Source organism: Streptomyces incanus (assembly GCF_042656345.1).
GTDB classification, from domain to species: Bacteria; Actinomycetota; Actinomycetes; order Streptomycetales; family Streptomycetaceae; genus Streptomyces; species Streptomyces incanus.
Genome location: NZ_JBHSPC010000039.1, coordinates 42,751 through 59,118 on the forward strand (window position 1 = coordinate 42,751; position 16,368 = coordinate 59,118).

10 protein-coding genes are annotated in these 16,368 nt (G+C 71.0%); 5 read left to right on the forward strand and 5 right to left on the reverse strand.

Annotated elements, in window-relative coordinates:
• The first annotated feature begins 59 nt into the window (after positions 1 to 59).
• A complete protein-coding gene (locus tag ACFP2V_RS16110; protein WP_381211944.1) occupies positions 60 to 986 on the forward strand; it encodes an ABC transporter permease in 927 nt (308 codons plus the stop codon).
• Entirely contained in the window at positions 979 to 1,911 is a 933-nt protein-coding gene (locus ACFP2V_RS16115) for an ABC transporter ATP-binding protein (protein WP_381211947.1), read from the forward strand. The genes ACFP2V_RS16110 and ACFP2V_RS16115 overlap by 8 nt, the downstream gene beginning before the upstream one ends.
• 107 nt (positions 1,912 to 2,018) lie before the next feature.
• Here the strand turns inward: ACFP2V_RS16115 and ACFP2V_RS16120 are convergent, their stop codons facing one another.
• The 3 genes from ACFP2V_RS16120 to ACFP2V_RS16130 all read right to left on the reverse strand — a co-directional run bounded on the left by ACFP2V_RS16120 (position 2,019) and on the right by ACFP2V_RS16130 (position 9,071).
• A complete protein-coding gene (locus ACFP2V_RS16120) occupies positions 2,019 to 6,947 on the reverse strand; it encodes an NAD-glutamate dehydrogenase (protein WP_381211950.1) in 4,929 nt (1,642 codons plus the stop codon).
• A gap of 505 nt (positions 6,948 to 7,452) precedes the next feature.
• The gene (locus tag ACFP2V_RS16125; RefSeq protein WP_381211953.1) at positions 7,453 to 8,118 is read right to left on the reverse strand and encodes an HAD family hydrolase; all 666 of its coding nucleotides are present in this window, start codon (positions 8,116 to 8,118) and stop codon (positions 7,453 to 7,455) included.
• Between the two features lie 407 nt (positions 8,119 to 8,525).
• Complete coding sequence (locus ACFP2V_RS16130; protein ID WP_381211956.1) at positions 8,526 to 9,071, reverse strand: DUF6912 family protein; 546 nt, start codon at positions 9,069 to 9,071, stop codon at positions 8,526 to 8,528.
• A 362-nt stretch (positions 9,072 to 9,433) separates the two neighbouring features.
• On the opposite strand from ACFP2V_RS16130, the gene ACFP2V_RS16135 reads away from it, so the two are divergent.
• The gene (locus ACFP2V_RS16135) at positions 9,434 to 10,231 is read left to right on the forward strand and encodes an Rv3235 family protein (protein WP_381211959.1); all 798 of its coding nucleotides are present in this window, start codon (positions 9,434 to 9,436) and stop codon (positions 10,229 to 10,231) included.
• A gap of 130 nt (positions 10,232 to 10,361) precedes the next feature.
• Here the strand turns inward: ACFP2V_RS16135 and secA are convergent, their stop codons facing one another.
• Positions 10,362 to 13,199: a preprotein translocase subunit SecA gene (gene secA, locus ACFP2V_RS16140; protein WP_381211962.1), complete on the reverse strand. Its 2,838-nt coding sequence runs from the start codon at positions 13,197 to 13,199 to the stop codon at positions 10,362 to 10,364.
• Between the two features lie 278 nt (positions 13,200 to 13,477).
• Between secA and ACFP2V_RS16145 the strand changes: the two genes are divergently transcribed.
• Together ACFP2V_RS16145 and ACFP2V_RS16150 are read left to right on the forward strand one after the other, a co-directional pair.
• Positions 13,478 to 14,047, forward strand: coding sequence for a GNAT family N-acetyltransferase (locus tag ACFP2V_RS16145; protein ID WP_381211965.1), 570 nt, complete (start codon positions 13,478 to 13,480; stop codon positions 14,045 to 14,047).
• A gap of 327 nt (positions 14,048 to 14,374) precedes the next feature.
• A complete protein-coding gene (locus tag ACFP2V_RS16150) occupies positions 14,375 to 15,559 on the forward strand; it encodes a winged helix-turn-helix domain-containing protein (RefSeq protein WP_381211968.1) in 1,185 nt (394 codons plus the stop codon).
• 6 nt (positions 15,560 to 15,565) lie between these two features.
• On the opposite strand, the gene ACFP2V_RS16155 is transcribed toward ACFP2V_RS16150, so the two are convergent.
• Positions 15,566 to 16,336 carry a response regulator gene (locus ACFP2V_RS16155; RefSeq protein WP_381211971.1) on the reverse strand — a complete coding sequence of 257 codons (771 nt, stop codon included), beginning with the start codon at positions 16,334 to 16,336 and terminating at the stop codon, positions 15,566 to 15,568.
• Positions 16,337 to 16,368: the final 32 nt, after the last annotated feature.

A 16,368-nucleotide genomic window follows, 5' to 3' on the forward strand; every position in this document is an offset into this window, starting at 1 on the left:
GGGACCCGGCACCGCACCACCACGCCGTCACCCCCACCCCCCTAGCGAAAGCAGCGGATGTGAGTCAGGTCCTCCACACACCGCCTCCCCCGCCGGTCCACCCGGCCGCCGAGGACGACCTCCCGGCCCTCGCCGCCCGCCACGGCCTCACGGTCAGCGGCGCCCGCCCCACCCTGCCCGGCTACGTCCGCGAGCTGTGGGCGCGCCGGCACTTCATCCTCGCCTTCTCCCGGGCGAAGCTGACCGCGCAGTACAGCCAGGCGAAGCTGGGCCAGCTCTGGCAGGTGGCCACCCCGCTGCTGAACGCGGCCGTGTACTTCTTCATCTTCGGTCTGCTGCTGGGGGCCCGCCGGGGCATCCCCAGCGACATCTACGTGCCGTTCCTGGTCACCGGCGTGTTCGTGTTCACCTTCACGCAGAGCTCGGTGCTCGCCGGTGTGCGCGCCATCTCCGGCAACCTCGGCCTGGTCCGGGCGCTGCACTTCCCGCGGGCCGCGCTGCCGGTCTCCTTCGCGCTGCAGCAGCTCCAGCAACTGCTGTTCTCGATGATCGTCCTGGTCGTCGTGGTGACGGCGTTCGGCAGCATGCCCGCCCTGTCCTGGCTGCTGGTGCTGCCCGCACTGCTGCTCCAGTTCGTCTTCAACACCGGCCTCGCGCTGATCTTCGCGCGCCTGGGCAGCCGCACGCCGGACCTGGCCCAGCTGATGCCGTTCGTGCTGCGCACCTGGATGTACGCCTCGGGCGTCATGTTCAGCCTCCCGGCGATGCTCGCCGGCAAGGACGTCCCCGGCTGGCTCGCCGACGTGCTGCAGTGGAACCCCGCCGCGGTCTACATGGACCTGGTCCGCTTCGCGATGATCGACGACTACGGCTCCTCGTACCTGCCGCCGCACGTGTGGGCCTTCGCGGTGGGCTGGGCGCTGCTGGCCGGCGTGATCGGCTTCATCTACTTCTGGAAGGCTGAGGAGAGGTACGGCCGTGGCTGACAACACCGACGAGAAGATCCCCACCGTCGTCGCCGACGGCGTCGACATCGTCTACCGGGTCAACGGCACCGGCGCCGGACGCGGCTCCGCCACCGCGGCCCTCAACCGCATCGTGCGCCGCCGCAAGACCGAGAAGGCGTCCGGAGTGCGCACGGTCCACGCGGTGCGCAACGTGTCCTTCGCCGCCTACCGGGGCGAGGCCATCGGCCTCATCGGCACCAACGGCTCGGGCAAGTCGACCCTGCTCAAGGCCGTCGCCGGCCTGCTCCCGGTGGAGAACGGCCGGATCTACACCGACGGCCAGCCCTCCCTGCTCGGCGTCAACGCCGCCCTGATGAACGACCTCACCGGCGAGCGCAACGTCATGCTGGGCGGGCTCGCGATGGGCATGTCCCGCGAGCAGGTCCGGGAGCGCTACCAGGAGATCGTCGACTTCTCCGGCATCAACGAGAAGGGCGACTTCATCACCCTGCCGATGCGGACGTACTCCTCCGGCATGGCCGCCCGGCTGCGTTTCTCCATCGCCGCCGCGAAGGACCACGACGTCCTCCTCGTCGACGAGGCCCTGGCCACCGGCGACCGCTCCTTCCAGAAGCGCTCCGAGGCGCGGATCCGGGAACTGCGCAAGCATGCCGGGACGGTGTTCCTGGTCAGCCACAGCAACAAGTCGATCCGCGACACCTGCGACCGCGTGCTGTGGCTGGAGCGGGGCGAGCTGCGCATGGACGGCCCGACGGACGAGGTGCTCAAGGAGTACGAGGCGTTCACCGGCGGCCCGGACAAGGCCCGCAAGCCGAAACCGAAGCCGAAGCCCGCCCCGAAGCCGGCCCCCGAGCCCGAGCAGCCCGAGGCGAAGACCCGAACCGAGCCCGCGGCCGGACCCAAGCCCGAGCCCGCCCCCGAGCCCGCTCCGAAGCCCGCCTGAGACCGGCACCGCAACGCCGCAGGGGCGCCCCGGACACGATGGTCCGGGGCGCCCCTGCGAGTGGTGGGCCGTGGGCGGGGCGGGCGTGTGCCGCCCCGCGTGCCGGCTTACGAGTGCGAGCGCAGCAGCGTCCGCATGGTCCTCATCGCCACCGACAGGTTCGCCAGGTCGAAGGTGTCCGAGCTCTGGATCTCGTCCAGGGTGGCGCGGGCCCGGCCGATGATGGCCTCGTTCTTCGCCTCCCACACCTTGAACCGCTGCTCCGGTGTCGACGTGCCGTTGCCCGCCGCCAGTACGTCGGCGGTGACCGCCGCGTGGGCCGCGTACAGGTCCTCGCGGATCGCCGCGCGGGCCATGGACTGCCAGCGGTCGGCGCGGGGCAGCTCGCTGATCCTGTCCATCAGCCGGGTGATGCGCAGCCGGTCGGCGAGGTCGTAGTACACCTCGGCGACGTCCAGCGGCTCCTTGTCCATGCGGTCGGCCACCGAGACGATGTCGATCGCCGCGAACGCGGAGGAGAACCCGGCCACGCGGGTGGCGAGTTCCGCCGGGACGCCGACGCCCGTCAGCTCGTCGTGGATCTTCTGGAACCACGCCAGGTCCGCGCCGCGCAGCAGCTTCGGCAGCTGCGACCAGACCTGCTCGACGCGCTCGGCGAAGAACGTCACCGTCTCCTCGAGCTCCAGCGGCTGCGGCCGGTTGTTCAGCAGCCAGCGCGTGCCGCGCTCCACCAGCCGGCGCGAGTGCAGCCTGATCCGGGTCTGGACGTCCGCCGCGACCTTCGTGTCGAGGTCCTCGACCCCGTCCCACACCGTGGCGGCCCGGAAGATCGCGCGGGCCACGGTCTGGGCCCTGACGATCTCCTCCAGCGACGCTCCGGTCTCCTCCCGCATCCGGTGCAGATACGTCGTACCGCCCGTGTTGACCGTGTCGTTGACCAGGACGGTCGTGGTGATCTCGCGGCGCAGCGGGTGCGCGTCGATCCGGTCGAGGAACTGCTCGCGCAGCGGGGCCGGGAAGTACGAGTGCAGCAGCACCTTGAGGTACGGGTCGTCGGGCAGTGAGGTGCGCAGCAGCTCGTCGGCGACCGTGATCTTCGTGTACGCCATCAGGACGGCCGTCTCCGGGCCGGTCAGGCCCTGCCCGGCGCTCAGCCGCTCGCGGATCTGGCGGTCGGTGGGCAGGAACTCCAGGGCCCTGTCGAGGTGGCCCTCGCGCGCCAGGTGCTTCATGAAGCGCTGCTGGGCGTGGAGCATGTCCTTGGACTGGGCCAGGGCGTTGGCGATGGCGGTGTTCTGCGCGTAGTTGGCGCGCAGCACCAGCCGGCCGACCTCGTCGGTCATCGAGGCGAGCAGCTTGTTGCGCTGCTTGACCGTCATGTCGCCGTCCGTGACCAGGGTGTTGAGCAGGACCTTGATGTTCACCTCGTGGTCGGAGGTGTCCACGCCGGCGCTGTTGTCGATGGCGTCGGTGTTGATCCGGCCGCCGTGCAGCGCGACCTCGATGCGGCCGAGCTGGGTCATGCCCAGGTTGCCGCCCTCGCCGACGACGGCCACCCGCAGGTCCTTGCCGTCGACACGGATGGCGTCGTTGGCCTTGTCGCCGACGTCGGCGTTGGACTCGCTCGACGCCTTGACGTACGTGCCGATGCCGCCGTTCCACAGAAGGTCCACCGGCGCCTTGAGGATCGCCTTCATCAGGTCCGCCGGGGTCATCTTGGTGACGCCGGAGTCGAGGCCGAGGGCCTCGCGGATCTGGGCGTTGACCGGGATGGACTTGGCGGTGCGCGGGAACACGCCGCCGCCGGCCGACAGCAGGTCGGTGTTGTAGTCCGCCCAGGAGCTGCGCGGCAGGTCGAACAGGCGGCGGCGCTCTGCGTGGCCGAGGGCCGCGTCCGGGGTGGGGTCGATGAAGATGTGCCGGTGGTCGAAGGCGGCGACCAGCCGGATGTGCTTGCTCAGCAGCATGCCGTTGCCGAACACGTCGCCGGACATGTCGCCGATGCCGACGACCGTGAAGTCCTGGCTCTGGGTGTCCACGCCCAGCTCCCGGAAGTGCCGCTTGACGGACTCCCAGGCGCCGCGGGCCGTGATGCCCATGCCCTTGTGGTCGTATCCGGCACTGCCGCCGGAGGCGAAGGCGTCACCGAGCCAGAAGTCGTAGGCCTGGGCGACCTCGTTGGCCGTGTCCGAGAACCTGGCGGTGCCCTTGTCGGCCGCGACGACGAGATAGGTGTCGTCCCCGTCGTGCCGGACGACGTCGGCCGGGGGCACGACCTCGCCGGCCACCATGTTGTCGGTGATGTCGAGCAGCGCCGAGATGAACGTCTTGTACGCGGCGATACCCTCGGCCATCCAGGCGTCGCGGTCCACGGACGGGTCCGGCAGCTGCTTGGCGACGAAGCCGCCCTTGGCGCCGACCGGCACGATGACGGTGTTCTTCACCATCTGCGCCTTGACCAGGCCGAGGATCTCGGTGCGGAAGTCCTCCCGGCGGTCCGACCAGCGCAGGCCGCCGCGCGCGACCTTGCCGAACCGCAGGTGCACGCCCTCGACCCGCGGCGAGTACACCCAGATCTCGAACGCCGGACGGGGCGCCGGCAGGTCGGGCATGGCCTGCGGGTCGAACTTCATGGAGACGTAGTCGTGCGGGCGGCCGCCGCTCGCCTCCTGGAAGAAGTTGGTACGCAGCGTCGCCTTGATCACCGTGAGGAAGGAGCGCAGGATGCGGTCCTCGTCGAGCGAGGCGACTTCGTCGAGAGCGGCGTCGACCTCCTCCAGCAGGGCGTCCACCAGCTCGAAGCCGGCGCCCTGCCGCTCCGGCGACATCCGCGCCTCGAACAGGGAGACGAGCAGCCGGGTGGTGTGGACATTGTTGCGGAGGGTGTCCTCCATGTAGTCCTGGCTGAAGGTGGAGCCCGCCTGACGCAGGTACTTGGCGTACGCGCGCAGCACCATCGCCTGCCGCCAGTTCAGCCCGGCGCTCAGCACGAGGCTGTTGAAGCCGTCGTTCTCCGCCTGGCCGGTCCAGGTCGCCGCGAAGGCCTCCTGGAACCGCTCACGGGCGTCGTCGCCGAAGTGGTCGGCGCTGCCGGGGGCCTGGGGCATTCGCAGCCCGAAGTCGTAGATCCAGGCCACACTGCGGTCGGAGCAGCGCAGCTCGTAGGGTCGCTCGTCGACGACCTCGACGCCGAGCCGCTGGAGCACGGGCAGCACGGCGGAGAGGGAGACGGCCTCGCCCTTGCGGTAGATCTTGAAGTGGCGCTCCTCGGGGGCCGCGCCCACCGGCTCGTACAGGCTGAGCTCGAAGTTCTTCTCGTCGTCGAGCTGTTCGAGCCTGACCAGGTCGGCGACGGCGCTGCGCGGGGTGTGGTCCGCCTTGTACCCCTCGGCGAAGGCGCCCGAGTAGCGGCGCAGCAGTTCGGCGGCGCGCTCCTCGCCCAGTTCGGCGATGAGGGCCTCGCCGAAGCTGTCGGTCCAGGAGCGGGCGGCTTCCACCAACCGGGCCTCGATGCGCTCCCGGTCGTGGTCGGACAGCTGCGGCAGCTCGGTGCCCTGCGGGACGCGGACCACGAAGTGCAGCCGGGAGAGGATCGATTCGGTGTTCCAGGCGGTGAAGTCGACGCTGATGCCGTCGAGTTCCTCCTTGAGGATGTCGATGATCCTCAGTCGCACACCGGTGGTGTAGCGGTCGCGCGGGAGGTAGACGAGGGCGGAGTAGTAGCGCCCGTACTCGTCCTGGCGCAGGTAGAGCCGCAGGCGGCGGCGCTCCTGGAGGTAGAGCACCGAGGTGGCGATGGCCTGGAGCTCGTCGGCCGGGGTCTGGAAGAGCTCGTCGCGCGGATACGTCTCGAGGATCTGCAGCAGGTCGCGCCCGTCGTGGCTGTGCGGCGAGAAGCCGGCGCGCTCGAGGACCTCCTCGACCTTGCGGCGGATCACCGGGACCCGGCGGACGGACTCGGTGTAGGCGGCGGAGGAGAACAGGCCGAGGAAGCGGCGCTCGCCGACGACGTTGCCGTCCGCGTCGAACTTCTTGACGCCGATGTAGTCCAGGTACGACGGCCGGTGCACGGTGGCCCGGCTGTTGGCCTTGGTCAGGACGAGCAGCTTGTGCTCGCGCGCCTTGGCGCGGGCGTCGGCGGGCAGCCGCTCGAAGGACGGGCTGACCGGGTGCTCTTCGTCGGTGGCATGGTGCGGGTCGGAGCGCAGGATGCCGAGGCCGGTGCCGGGGACGGCGCCCAGCGAGTCGTCGTCGCGCAGCTGGTACTCGCGGTAGCCGAGGAAGGTGAAATGGTCGTCGGCGAGCCAGCGCAGCAGCTCCCGGGCCTCCTCGACCTGCGGACCCGGCACGTCCCCGGGGACGGGTTCGTCGGGCAGGCCCTCGGCCAGCAGGGTCGCCGCCTGCCGCATCTTGCCCCAGTCCTCGACGGCCTCGCGGACGTCGGACAGGACGCGCAGCAGGTCGACGGTGATCTGCTTGAGGTCGCCGCGGTCGGTCTCGCGGTCGGTCTCGACGTGGATCCAGGACTCTACGTAGGTGTCGTGCGGGAGCTCGCCCCCGGCGGGTTCGGTGGACACCTCGATCAGCTTGCCGGTGAGGTCGCGGCGCACCACCATCTGCGGGTGGATGACGACGTGGATGCCGCGGCCCTGCCGGGTCAGCTCGTTGGTGACGGAGTCCACCAGGAAGGGCATGTCGTCGGTGACCACCTCGACGACGGAGTGGCTGGACGTCCAGCCGTTCTCCTCGACGGTCGGGGTGTGGACCCGGACGTTGGCCGTGCCCTGGGGACGGTTCCCGGCCAGCCGGAAGTGCGAGACGGCGGCTCCGAAGACGTCGACCGGGTCGCGGCCGACAAGGTCCTCCGGGGCGGTGTGCCGGTAGTAGCGCTGGAGGAACGCGAGCACGGTGTCCCGGTCGGGCATGCCCTTGTCCGTCGTCCCGGTCGGCAGTTTCCCCCCGGCCGGGCTGTTCTCAGCTACCCGGGCGGCCTTTTCGAGCAGCTCGGCCTTTGCTTCGTCCAGCTTGGTCTGCATTGTCCTCTGGCTCCTGTCGCGCGCCGTTGCGTGACGTAGAAGGAAGTGCGGTCTCTGCGCCCGCGGTGCGGTGGTCCGACGCGGGGTGTCCGCTCCGTGCCGACGCTATGCCGCAGGATGAGACGAGCGGGGGCTTCTCTGCCCATTTCGACGCGCCCGACGGGTGTGACGCTGCTCTCCGCGGCGTCCGTACCCGGGGGATGCAGCGCGCCGTGGGGACCCTCCGGGTCCCGTCCCGCCCGCGAGGACCAGCGAGCGCCGCCCGGCCACGGATGTCGTCCGCGGCCGGGCGCACAGCGGGAACGACGAGGTCCCCGCGAGCTATCGCGCTGATCACGCCACCCAGGCTATCGCCCTTCGCGGGGGGCCCGTCATGAGCCGTATGTGTACAAAACACGGGGTGGAACTTTGACGTTCTGCACAATGCGCGCCCGGCGACACCCGGTCGCCTGCCGTCCGTTTCCCGCCCGCCGTCCGCCCTTCACCGTGGCGTCCGGCGTCCGGATCAGGCCACCAGGCGTTCCGCTTCCTCAACGGCTTCCGCCAGCGTGTCCACCACCGGCACCCCCACCGCTTCGAGGCTCGCTCTGCTGTGCGAGCCGCCGCTGTACAGCACGGCTCTCGCCCCCGCGTGCCGCGCGGCCAGCGCGTCGTCCGCGGCGTCCCCGATCACCACCGTGCGGGCCGGGTCCACGACGGTCAGCGCGCCGAGGTGCCGCACCATGTGCTCCGACTTGCCGCCACCGGACGGGCCGGTCCGCCCGTCGACGCGCAGGAAGTGGGACTCGATGCCGAAGCCCCGGACCAGGGGCACGAGGTCCTCGTGCCCGTACATGCTGAGGATCGACTGGCTGCGCCCCGCCGACGACCATCCGGCCAGCAGCTCCGCCGCCCCCTCGGCGAGCGCGCACCGCACCCGGTGCTCGGTGTAGTACCGGTGGAAGGTCGTGTCCATCAACTCCCACTCGGCCTCGGTGGGCAGCCGCCCCATCAGCCGCTCGTAGAACTTCGGCACCGGCACGCAGTACAGCTCCCGGTACCGCTCCAGCGTGAGCGGCTCCAGGCCGAGCTCGGCGAAGGCCGCGTTCGTCGCCCCGATGACCGCGTCGACGTCGTGGAACAGCGTGCCGTTCCAGTCCCAGACGATGTGCGCGTCCCTGTGCATCCCCATGGGAAAAAAGTACCCGCCCCCACTGACAACCGGGAGAACACCAGGTCGGCGCCATACCCGACAGCCGGGAACGGGAGACCGGGAACGGGAGACCGGGGACGGGCTCCGCCTCCGGCGGCCCGCACCGGGGCCGAGGAGACCGTATGCCCCTCCCCGACAGCTCCGGACAGGGGCCTCGGCCACATCGTCGCCGGCTTCTCCACGCGGGCTCCCCGGTGCCCCGGACGGCCCTGCGAGCCGCCGGCGTGCCCCATCACCGCGGGACGCCCGGCCGCACCAGCCCCGAACCGCCCCTCGATGCTTCGCCCAGGGCCTGCCGTTCGGATCATGCCGGGCTCGCGGGCCCCGGCATCGCGTCTCTCCCCGACCCGGCCCGACCCGGCCCGGCCCGGTCCCAGCGGAAGACCCTAGGCCGTCGGCCTCAACAGGTTCGGGATCTCCTGCGTGGCGTACCACAGCAGTTCGTGGTCCTCCGCCCTGTCCACGACGGACTGTGCGCCGCCGTCCCCGCTGTCCGCCGCGGGCAGCGCCTGCGCGGCCGACGTCACGTCCGGCTCCGCGTCCGCCGCGTCCACGTGCACCGCCGCCGCCCGGTCCAGCCGTACGGGCCCGTCGACCCGTAGCTCACCGGGGCCGGCCGGGTCGGCCGGGTCGGCCGAAACCGCCCGGTCGGGTACGTCCACGGCGACCACGACCCGGCGCCGCGGGGCCCCGGCGTCCGCCGCCAGCAGCCGCAGCGAAGCCAGCGCGGCACGGCCCAGCGCCGCGTACTCCAGCTCCTCCACGTACTCCACCTCCTCGGCGCCCTCGGGGAGGTACCACTCGCGCAGCGCGGGCGTCACACCGTAGGCGGGGAAGAGCCCCGCGCCCAGCTCTCCCGTCCGGTACGCCTCGGCGAGACCGGAAAGGGTCAGGGGGACGTAGACGCGCTTGTCGGCAGCTTTGACGCGCATGTCGGCAGCTTTCGTGGTCGGAGGTACGCCGGGGATCGCGGGACGCCTCCGGGGAGGGGCGGCCGCATCCGGCCGGGTGGGCCTTCAGGGTACGTGCGGGCGTCCCCCATCGAGTCCCTGCCCACCCCCTCGGCGGCGTCCACCCCGAGCCCGGAATTCACCCGGTACGCCCGCTCCAGCACGGGGTCGACCGGCCGTCATTCACTCGGATAAGTGAATCCTCCCGCCGCCGCGACACGGCCCACAGCGCCTTGCCGCCGGCCTCCGCCGCCCCGTACAAGATCCCCAACCACGAAGTTACCGCCTGGTATCGCCCCGGTCCCCCGGCCGGCGGCGACGCCCGGCCCGTCGAACGGGGTCCCATGAACAAGGTCATGACCAGGGCTCAGCACCGCACCGGTACACGCCCTCCCGGCCGCCGCGACACGCGCCGCCCGACCGGCACCACCCCTCCCCGCATCCCCGCGGGTGGCCCCGCCCCCGCCCCGCCGCACGGCGAGGACCGTCCCTCTCCCTCAGCCGGCGCCGCCTCCACCCGCCCCACCGACAACCGCCCGCCGTCCTTCACCGCGACAGCCCCGGCGGCGTCCGGACGCCCTCGGCCTCGTCCCCTGCCGCTGCCCGCCAGCCCCGCGCAGGAAGCCTCCGTACGCGCCGCGAGGGCCATCCCCGCCCGAGCCCCGCGTCCCGCCGCGCCCCGACCGCTCCACCCCACCGCCGTCCCCGCGCCCCTCACCGATCCCGCACCGCTCATCGATCCCGCACCTGCTCCGGCCGTCCCCCGGGCGCCCTTCCAGATCCCCCGCCGGCCCGTCCCGCAGCCCCGCCCCACCGACCACTTCGCCGAGCTGCTCCTCGCCGTCCTGAGCGGTCAGCGGCCCGTCCACTCCATGCTCCGGCACACCGCGGGCCGCGCCTACGACGAGCTGGCGGACCTGGCCGAGCGCGGTCCGCTGCGCACCCGCGGTGCCCGCCCGGTCGTGCGCGACATCGGCTACTACGTCCCCCGCGAGGGCGCCCTCGAGGTGTTCGCCCGGATCGGGGCGGGTGACAGGCTGCGGGCCATGGCCTTCCGCCTGGAGCAGGGCCACGACCTGCGCTGGCGCTGCACCGCCGTGGAGCTGGGCGGCCCCCGCCCGCCCCTCCCGTACGGCCGCTGAACCCCGCACCCGCCATCGGGCCCGTACGCCCTCTCAGGCCCCGTACGACGCCCGAGGGCCGGGCACCCCTGGGGTGCCCGGCCCTCGGCCCGTCTCCACCGGCAGCTCACCGCTCCCGGCGGAGCCGCGGTCACTTCTTGCGACGGCGTCCGCCCCGCGCCTGCTTGCGGCGCTCGGCGCGCGTGAGGCCGTCGGCCTCGGAGCGTACCGGCTCGTCCTCGGCGAATTCCCCCTCGACGGTGCCGCCCTCGCCGTCCACCGTCGGCGCGGAGAAGTGCAGGTTCCGCCGCTGCGGGGCGTCGAGCCCCTTGGCGCGGATCTCCGGCCGGGCGCCCGCCTGAGCGGGCACCGCGTCCTGCACCGCCGGCTCCGGCCCGGCCTCCTCGACCAGGACCTCCTCGACCTGCTGCTCGACCTGGACCTCCAGGTTGAACAGGTAGCCGACGGACTCCTCCTTGATGCCGTCCATCATCGCGGTGAACATGTCGAAGCCCTCGCGCTGGTACTCGACCAGAGGGTCCTTCTGCGCCATCGCGCGCAGGCCGATGCCCTCCTGGAGATAGTCCATCTCGTAGAGGTGCTCGCGCCACTTGCGGTCCAGCACCGACAGCACGACGCGGCGCTCCAGCTCACGCATGATCTCCGAGCCGAGCTGCGCCTCGCGCTGCTCGTACTGCTCGCGGATGTCGGCCTTGACGGTGTCGCCGATGTACTCGGCCGTCAGCCCGGCCCGGTCGCCGGCCTCCTCCTCCAGCTCCTCGACGGTGATCCTGGTGGGGTAGAGCTGCTTGAAGGCGCCCCACAGCCGGTCCAGGTCCCAGTCCTCGGGGAAGCCCTCGGTCGTCTCCGCCTGGACGTAGGCGTCGATGGTGTCGCCCATGAAGTGGTAGATCTGCTCCTGGAGGTCCTCGCCCTCCAGGACGCGGCGCCGCTCGCCGTAGATGACCTCGCGCTGGCGGTTGAGGACCTCGTCGTACTTCAGGACGTTCTTACGGGTCTCGAAGTTCTGCGTCTCGACCTGCGACTGGGCCGACGCGATCGCGCGCGTGACCATCTTGTTCTCGATCGGCACGTCGTCCGGGACGTTCGCCATGGACATCACGCGCTCGACCATCTGGGCCTTGAACAGGCGCATCAGGTCGTCGCCGAGCGACAGGTAGAAGCGGGACTCGCCGGGGTCGCCCTGACGGCCGGAACGGCCGCGCAACTGGTTGTCGATCCGCCGCGACTCGTGCCGCTCGGTGCCGAGCACGTAGAGCCCGCCGAGCCGCTCGACCTCGTCCTTCTCGGCCTTGACCACTTCCTCGGCCCGCGCGAGCGCCTCCGGCAGGGCCTGCGCCCACTCCTCGATGTGCTCCTCGGGGTCGAGGCCGCGCTGGCGCAGCTCCGCCTCGGCGAGGTCCTCGGGGTTGCCTCCGAGCTTGATGTCCGTACCACGACCGGCCATGTTGGTCGCCACGGTGACGGCGCCTCTGCGGCCGGCCTGGGCGACGATCGTCGCCTCACGGTCGTGGTGCTTGGCGTTCAGCACCTCGTGCTGGATGCCGCGCTTGCTGAGCTGCTGCGAGAGGTACTCGGACTTCTCCACCGAAGTGGTGCCGACCAGAATCGGCTGGCCCTTGCCGTGCTTCTCCTCGATGTCGTCGACGACGGCCTCGAACTTGGCGACCTCGGTGCGGTAGATCAGGTCTGCCTGGTCCTTGCGGACCATGTCCCGGTTGGTCGGGATGGGTACCACGCCGAGCTTGTAGATCTGGTGGAACTCGGCGGCCTCGGTCATCGCCGTACCGGTCATGCCGGACAGGCCGGGCTGTTCCTTGCCCCCGTGGTCGCTGCGCTTGTAGAGGCGGAAGAAGTTCTGGAGGGTGATGGTGGCGAGCGTCTGGTTCTCGTCCTTGATCGGCACCGCCTCCTTCGCCTCGATCGCCTGGTGCATGCCCTCGTTGTAGCGGCGGCCCGCGAGGATACGGCCGGTGTGCTCGTCGACGATCATGACCTCGTCGTCGATGATCACGTAGTCCTTGTCGCGCTTGAAGAGCTCCTTCGCCTTGATGGCGTTGTTCAGGTAGCCCACCAGCGGGGTGTTGACCGACTCGTAGAGGTTGTCGATGCCCAGCCAGTCCTCGACCTTGGCGACTCCGGACTCGTGGATGGCGACGGTGCGCTTCTTCTCGTCGACCTCGTAGTCGCCGGTCTCCTCGATGCCCTTGAGGGGGTTGCCGGGCTCGCCGCGCTTGAGGCGCTTGACCAGCTTGGCGAAGTCGCCGTACCACTTGGTGGCCTGGTCGGCCGGGCCGGAGATGATCAGCGGCGTACGGGCCTCGTCGATGAGGATCGAGTCGACCTCGTCGACGATGGCGAAGTTGTGGCCGCGCTGGACCAGCTCATCCTTGGACCACGCCATGTTGTCGCGCAGATAGTCGAAGCCGAACTCGTTGTTCGTGCCGTACGTGATGTCGTAGCCGTACTGCTCGCGGCGCTGGGCCGGCGTCATGTTGGCCAGGATGCAGCCGACGTCCAGACCGAGGAACTTGTGGACGCGGCCCATCATCTCGGAGTCGCGCTCGGCCAGGTAGTCGTTGACGGTGATGATGTGGACGCCCTTGCCGGACAGCGCGTTGAGATACGCGGGCAGGGTGCCGACGAGGGTCTTGCCCTCACCGGTCTTCATCTCGGCCACGTACCCCATGTGCAGGGCGGCACCGCCCATGATCTGCACGTCGTAGTGCCGCTGGCCCAGGACGCGCTTGGCGGCCTCACGGACGGTGGCGAAGGCCTCGGGGAGCAGGTCGTCCAGGCTCTCGCCGTCGGCATACCGCTGCTTGTACTCATCGGTGAGGGCCCGCAGCTCGGCGTCGGAGAGGTCGACGAAGTCCTCTTCGATGGAGTTGACCTGGCCCGCGATGCGGTGCAGCTTGCGCAGGATCTTGCCTTCGCCTGCACGCATGATCTTGGAGAGGACGGACACGGGGGGTGGTCTCCTTGCCGGTCGGGCCTGGGACGGTCGGTTTCCATTTCATTGCTGAGCAACGGCCATCGTATGCGAGGACCCCACCACGCCGGGAGGCCTGCCGTGACCGTGGCCGCGCACAGCGTCATATCTGTTTCACGGCTGCTTTCAAAGGGACAACGCCCGGGCCCTCCGGATGGTGCCGCCCCACCCACCGAATGACACGAAGAGTGACCCTTCCCTCACGTACGGCAAAGAGTTGGCGCCGCTCTCTCCTCCGTGAGCAGAATCGGCCGATGGACCCCGTCACCCTCACCACCGACCGTCTTCTGCTGCGCGCGGTCGGCCCTCAGGACACCGACGCCGTGTACGCCGCCTGCCAGGACTCCGACATCCAGCGCTGGACCACGGTTCCCTCCCCGTACCTTCCCGAGCACGCGCGGGGCTTCACGGAGCAGATGGCCCCGGACGGCTGGGCGGGGGGTTCGATGTTCACCTTCGGCGCCTTCCTCCCCTCCGGGGAGCTCATCGGCATGCTCGGCATCACCCTGCGGTCCCTGGGGGTGGGGGAGATCGGCTACTGGGGCGTCAAGGAGCACCGCGGACACGGCTACGTCACCGAGGCCGCGGTCAGCGTGTCGCGCTGGGCCTTCACGAAAATGTCCGTCGACCGCGTGGAATGGCGCGCCGAGGTCGGCAACCGGGCCTCCCGCGCGGTGGCGGAACGGGCGGGCTTCGTCCTCGAGGGCACCCTGCGCTCCTCGCTCAACAACAAGGGGGTGCTGCGCGACTGCTGGATCGGCTCCCTGCTCCCGTCCGACCTGGGCCTCGCGTCGACGACCCCCTACCTGCCCGCCAAGGAGTGACGCCCCCGGACCCGGACCGATCCCCGGACCGCACCAGCCCGGCCTCCAGACCGCCCCAGCCCGATCCCCGGACCCCTTTGGTTCGATCTCCGTACGATCTCCGGCCTGGAGCAGGGGCGGCAAGGGGCGGCTCGGATCGTCCCGAACCGGTGTCCGCCCAGAGTTCGGTGGCCTGTCCGACGGCTCGGGCCGGAGCCCCGTCCGGACAAGCACCGCCGACCGCATCCGGCCTCGGTCCGCCGGGCGGGCCCCGGCCCACTGCCCCGGCCCACTGCCCCAGTCCGCCGCCCCGGCCGTTGTCAGTGCCGCCCTCTATCGTGCGGACGTATGACGACCCTCCCTCGTCCGTCCACGGACCTCTCGGCGGCCGAGGCCCGCCGCATCGCCCTGCGGGCCCAGGGCTTCCTGGGCGCCCCGGACCGCCGCTCCGGCGTCCGGGGGGTCCTGCGTCACCTGGGCGCGGTGCAGCTCGACACCATCTCCGTCCTCGCCCGCTCCCACGAGCTGATCCCCTACGCCCGCCTCGGCGCCGTCGGCCGGGCGACGGTCGAGGACGCGTACTGGAAGAGCGGGGCCGAGCCGCGCGCGTTCGAGTACTGGTCGCACGCGGCCTGCCTGCTGCCGGTCGAGGAGTGGCCGCACTTCGCCTTCCGCCGCCGCGCCTACCGCGCCCGCCCGCACTGGAACCACGAGCTGCCCGACGGCGCCTACGACCAGGTCGTCAAGCAGCTCCGCGCCCAGGGCCCGCTCACGGCAACCGACCTGGGCGGCGCGAAGCGCACCAGCGAGTGGTGGGACTGGTCCGGCGCCAAGGTCGCCGTCGAGCGGGCCCTGATGTACGGAGAGGTGGTGTGCGTCGAGCGCCGCGGCTGGAAGCGGGTCTACGACCTCGCCGAGCGCGCGATCCCGGATGCCCTGCTGCACGACGAGCTGGACGACGCCGAGTGCCTGCGCCGCCTGGTCCGCCTGGCCGGCAGGTCACTCGGCGTCGGCACCCGCGCGGACCTCGCCGACTACCACCGGCTCAAGGGCGAGCAGGTCGACGCGGTGATCGCCGATTCGGGCCTGGTGCCGGTCGCGGTCGAAGGCTGGTCCAAGCCGGCCTGGGCCGATCCGGAGGCCCTCGCCACGCCCCCGCGCGGACGCCACCGTACGACGCTGCTGTCCCCGTTCGACTCCCTGGTCTGGGAGCGGGCGCGCACCGAGCGGATCTTCGGCTTCACCCACCGCCTGGAGGCCTACGTGCCGAAGCCGAAGCGGGTGCACGGCTACTTCGCGATGCCCGTGCTCGCCGGTGGCCGGCTCGTCGGCCGCGTCGACCCCGCCCGTGAGGGCCGCACCCTGGTCGCGAAGCAGATCACGCTGGACGGCCCCAAGGCGGTCCCCGCCGTCGCGCAGGCCCTGGTCGAGGCGGCGGGCTGGGTGGACTGCACGGACGTCCGCGTGGAGCGGGTCGACGCGCCGGAGTTGCGTGAGCCGCTCATCGGGGAGCTGGCCCGCTCCTTCGCCTGACACCACTCAGCGGATCTCGAGGATCTTCTCCCGCATCGCGTAGACCACCGCCTCCATCCTGGAGTGCAGCTGCAGCTTCTCCAGGATGTTGCGCACATGGTTCTTCACGGTGTTCTCGGAGATGAACAGCTCCTTGGCGATGTCCCGGTTGTTCATCCCCGTGGCCACGAGCTTGAGTACTTCGAGTTCACGGTCCGTCAGCCGGGGCGCGGGCACCAGCCGGCGCTCGTCGGTGCGCTGGATCATCGACTTGAACTCGGTGAGCAGCTTCGACGCCATGGACGGGCTGATCTGCGACTGTCCGTCGGCCACCGCTCGGATGGCGGTGGCCACTTCGTCCGTGGAGATCTCCTTGAGGAGGTAACCGGTCGCGCCCGCCTTGATGGCGTCGTAGAGGTCGGCTTCCTCGTCGCTGATCGTCAGCATGATGATCTTCGCGCTGGGGGCCACCTCCTTGATGGAAGTGCACGCCTCGATACCGCCCCGCTTGGGCATCCGCACATCCATCAGGACGATGTCCGGCAGCAGGTCGGCGGCCTTCTCCACCGCTTCCGCGCCGTCCCCCGCCTCGCCGACGACCTGGATGCCCTCCTCGGCCGCGAGCACGATCTCCAGGCCGCGGCGGAACAGCGCGTGGTCGTCCACCACGAGGACTCTGATCGGCTCCCGGTCCGACTCCTTCGCCGGCTCCCCGTACCCGGAGTCCGCGTCCGGCCCCATGCCGGTGCCGCCGTCGTCGGAGTCCTCTCCACGCATCGGTCCGAAGCTGTCCGCCATCGTTCCTCCCCCTGAAGGCTGTGGCCTGTGGT

Excerpts from the sequence above, each read along its gene's own strand:
- ACFP2V_RS16130 (WP_381211956.1), bottom strand. The coding sequence starts at position 9,071 with ATGCGCGTCAAAGCTGCCGACAAGCGCGTCTACGTCCCCCTGACCCTT.
- ACFP2V_RS16120 (WP_381211950.1), bottom strand. The coding sequence starts at position 6,947 with ATGCAGACCAAGCTGGACGAAGCAAAGGCCGAGCTGCTCGAAAAGGCC.
- ACFP2V_RS16150 (WP_381211968.1), top strand. The coding sequence starts at position 14,375 with ATGACGACCCTCCCTCGTCCGTCCACGGACCTCTCGGCGGCCGAGGCC.
- ACFP2V_RS16155 (WP_381211971.1), bottom strand. The coding sequence starts at position 16,336 with ATGGCGGACAGCTTCGGACCGATGCGTGGAGAGGACTCCGACGACGGC.
- ACFP2V_RS16135 (WP_381211959.1), top strand. The coding sequence starts at position 9,434 with ATGAACAAGGTCATGACCAGGGCTCAGCACCGCACCGGTACACGCCCT.
- ACFP2V_RS16145 (WP_381211965.1), top strand. The coding sequence starts at position 13,478 with ATGGACCCCGTCACCCTCACCACCGACCGTCTTCTGCTGCGCGCGGTC.
- ACFP2V_RS16125 (WP_381211953.1), bottom strand. The coding sequence starts at position 8,118 with ATGGGGATGCACAGGGACGCGCACATCGTCTGGGACTGGAACGGCACG.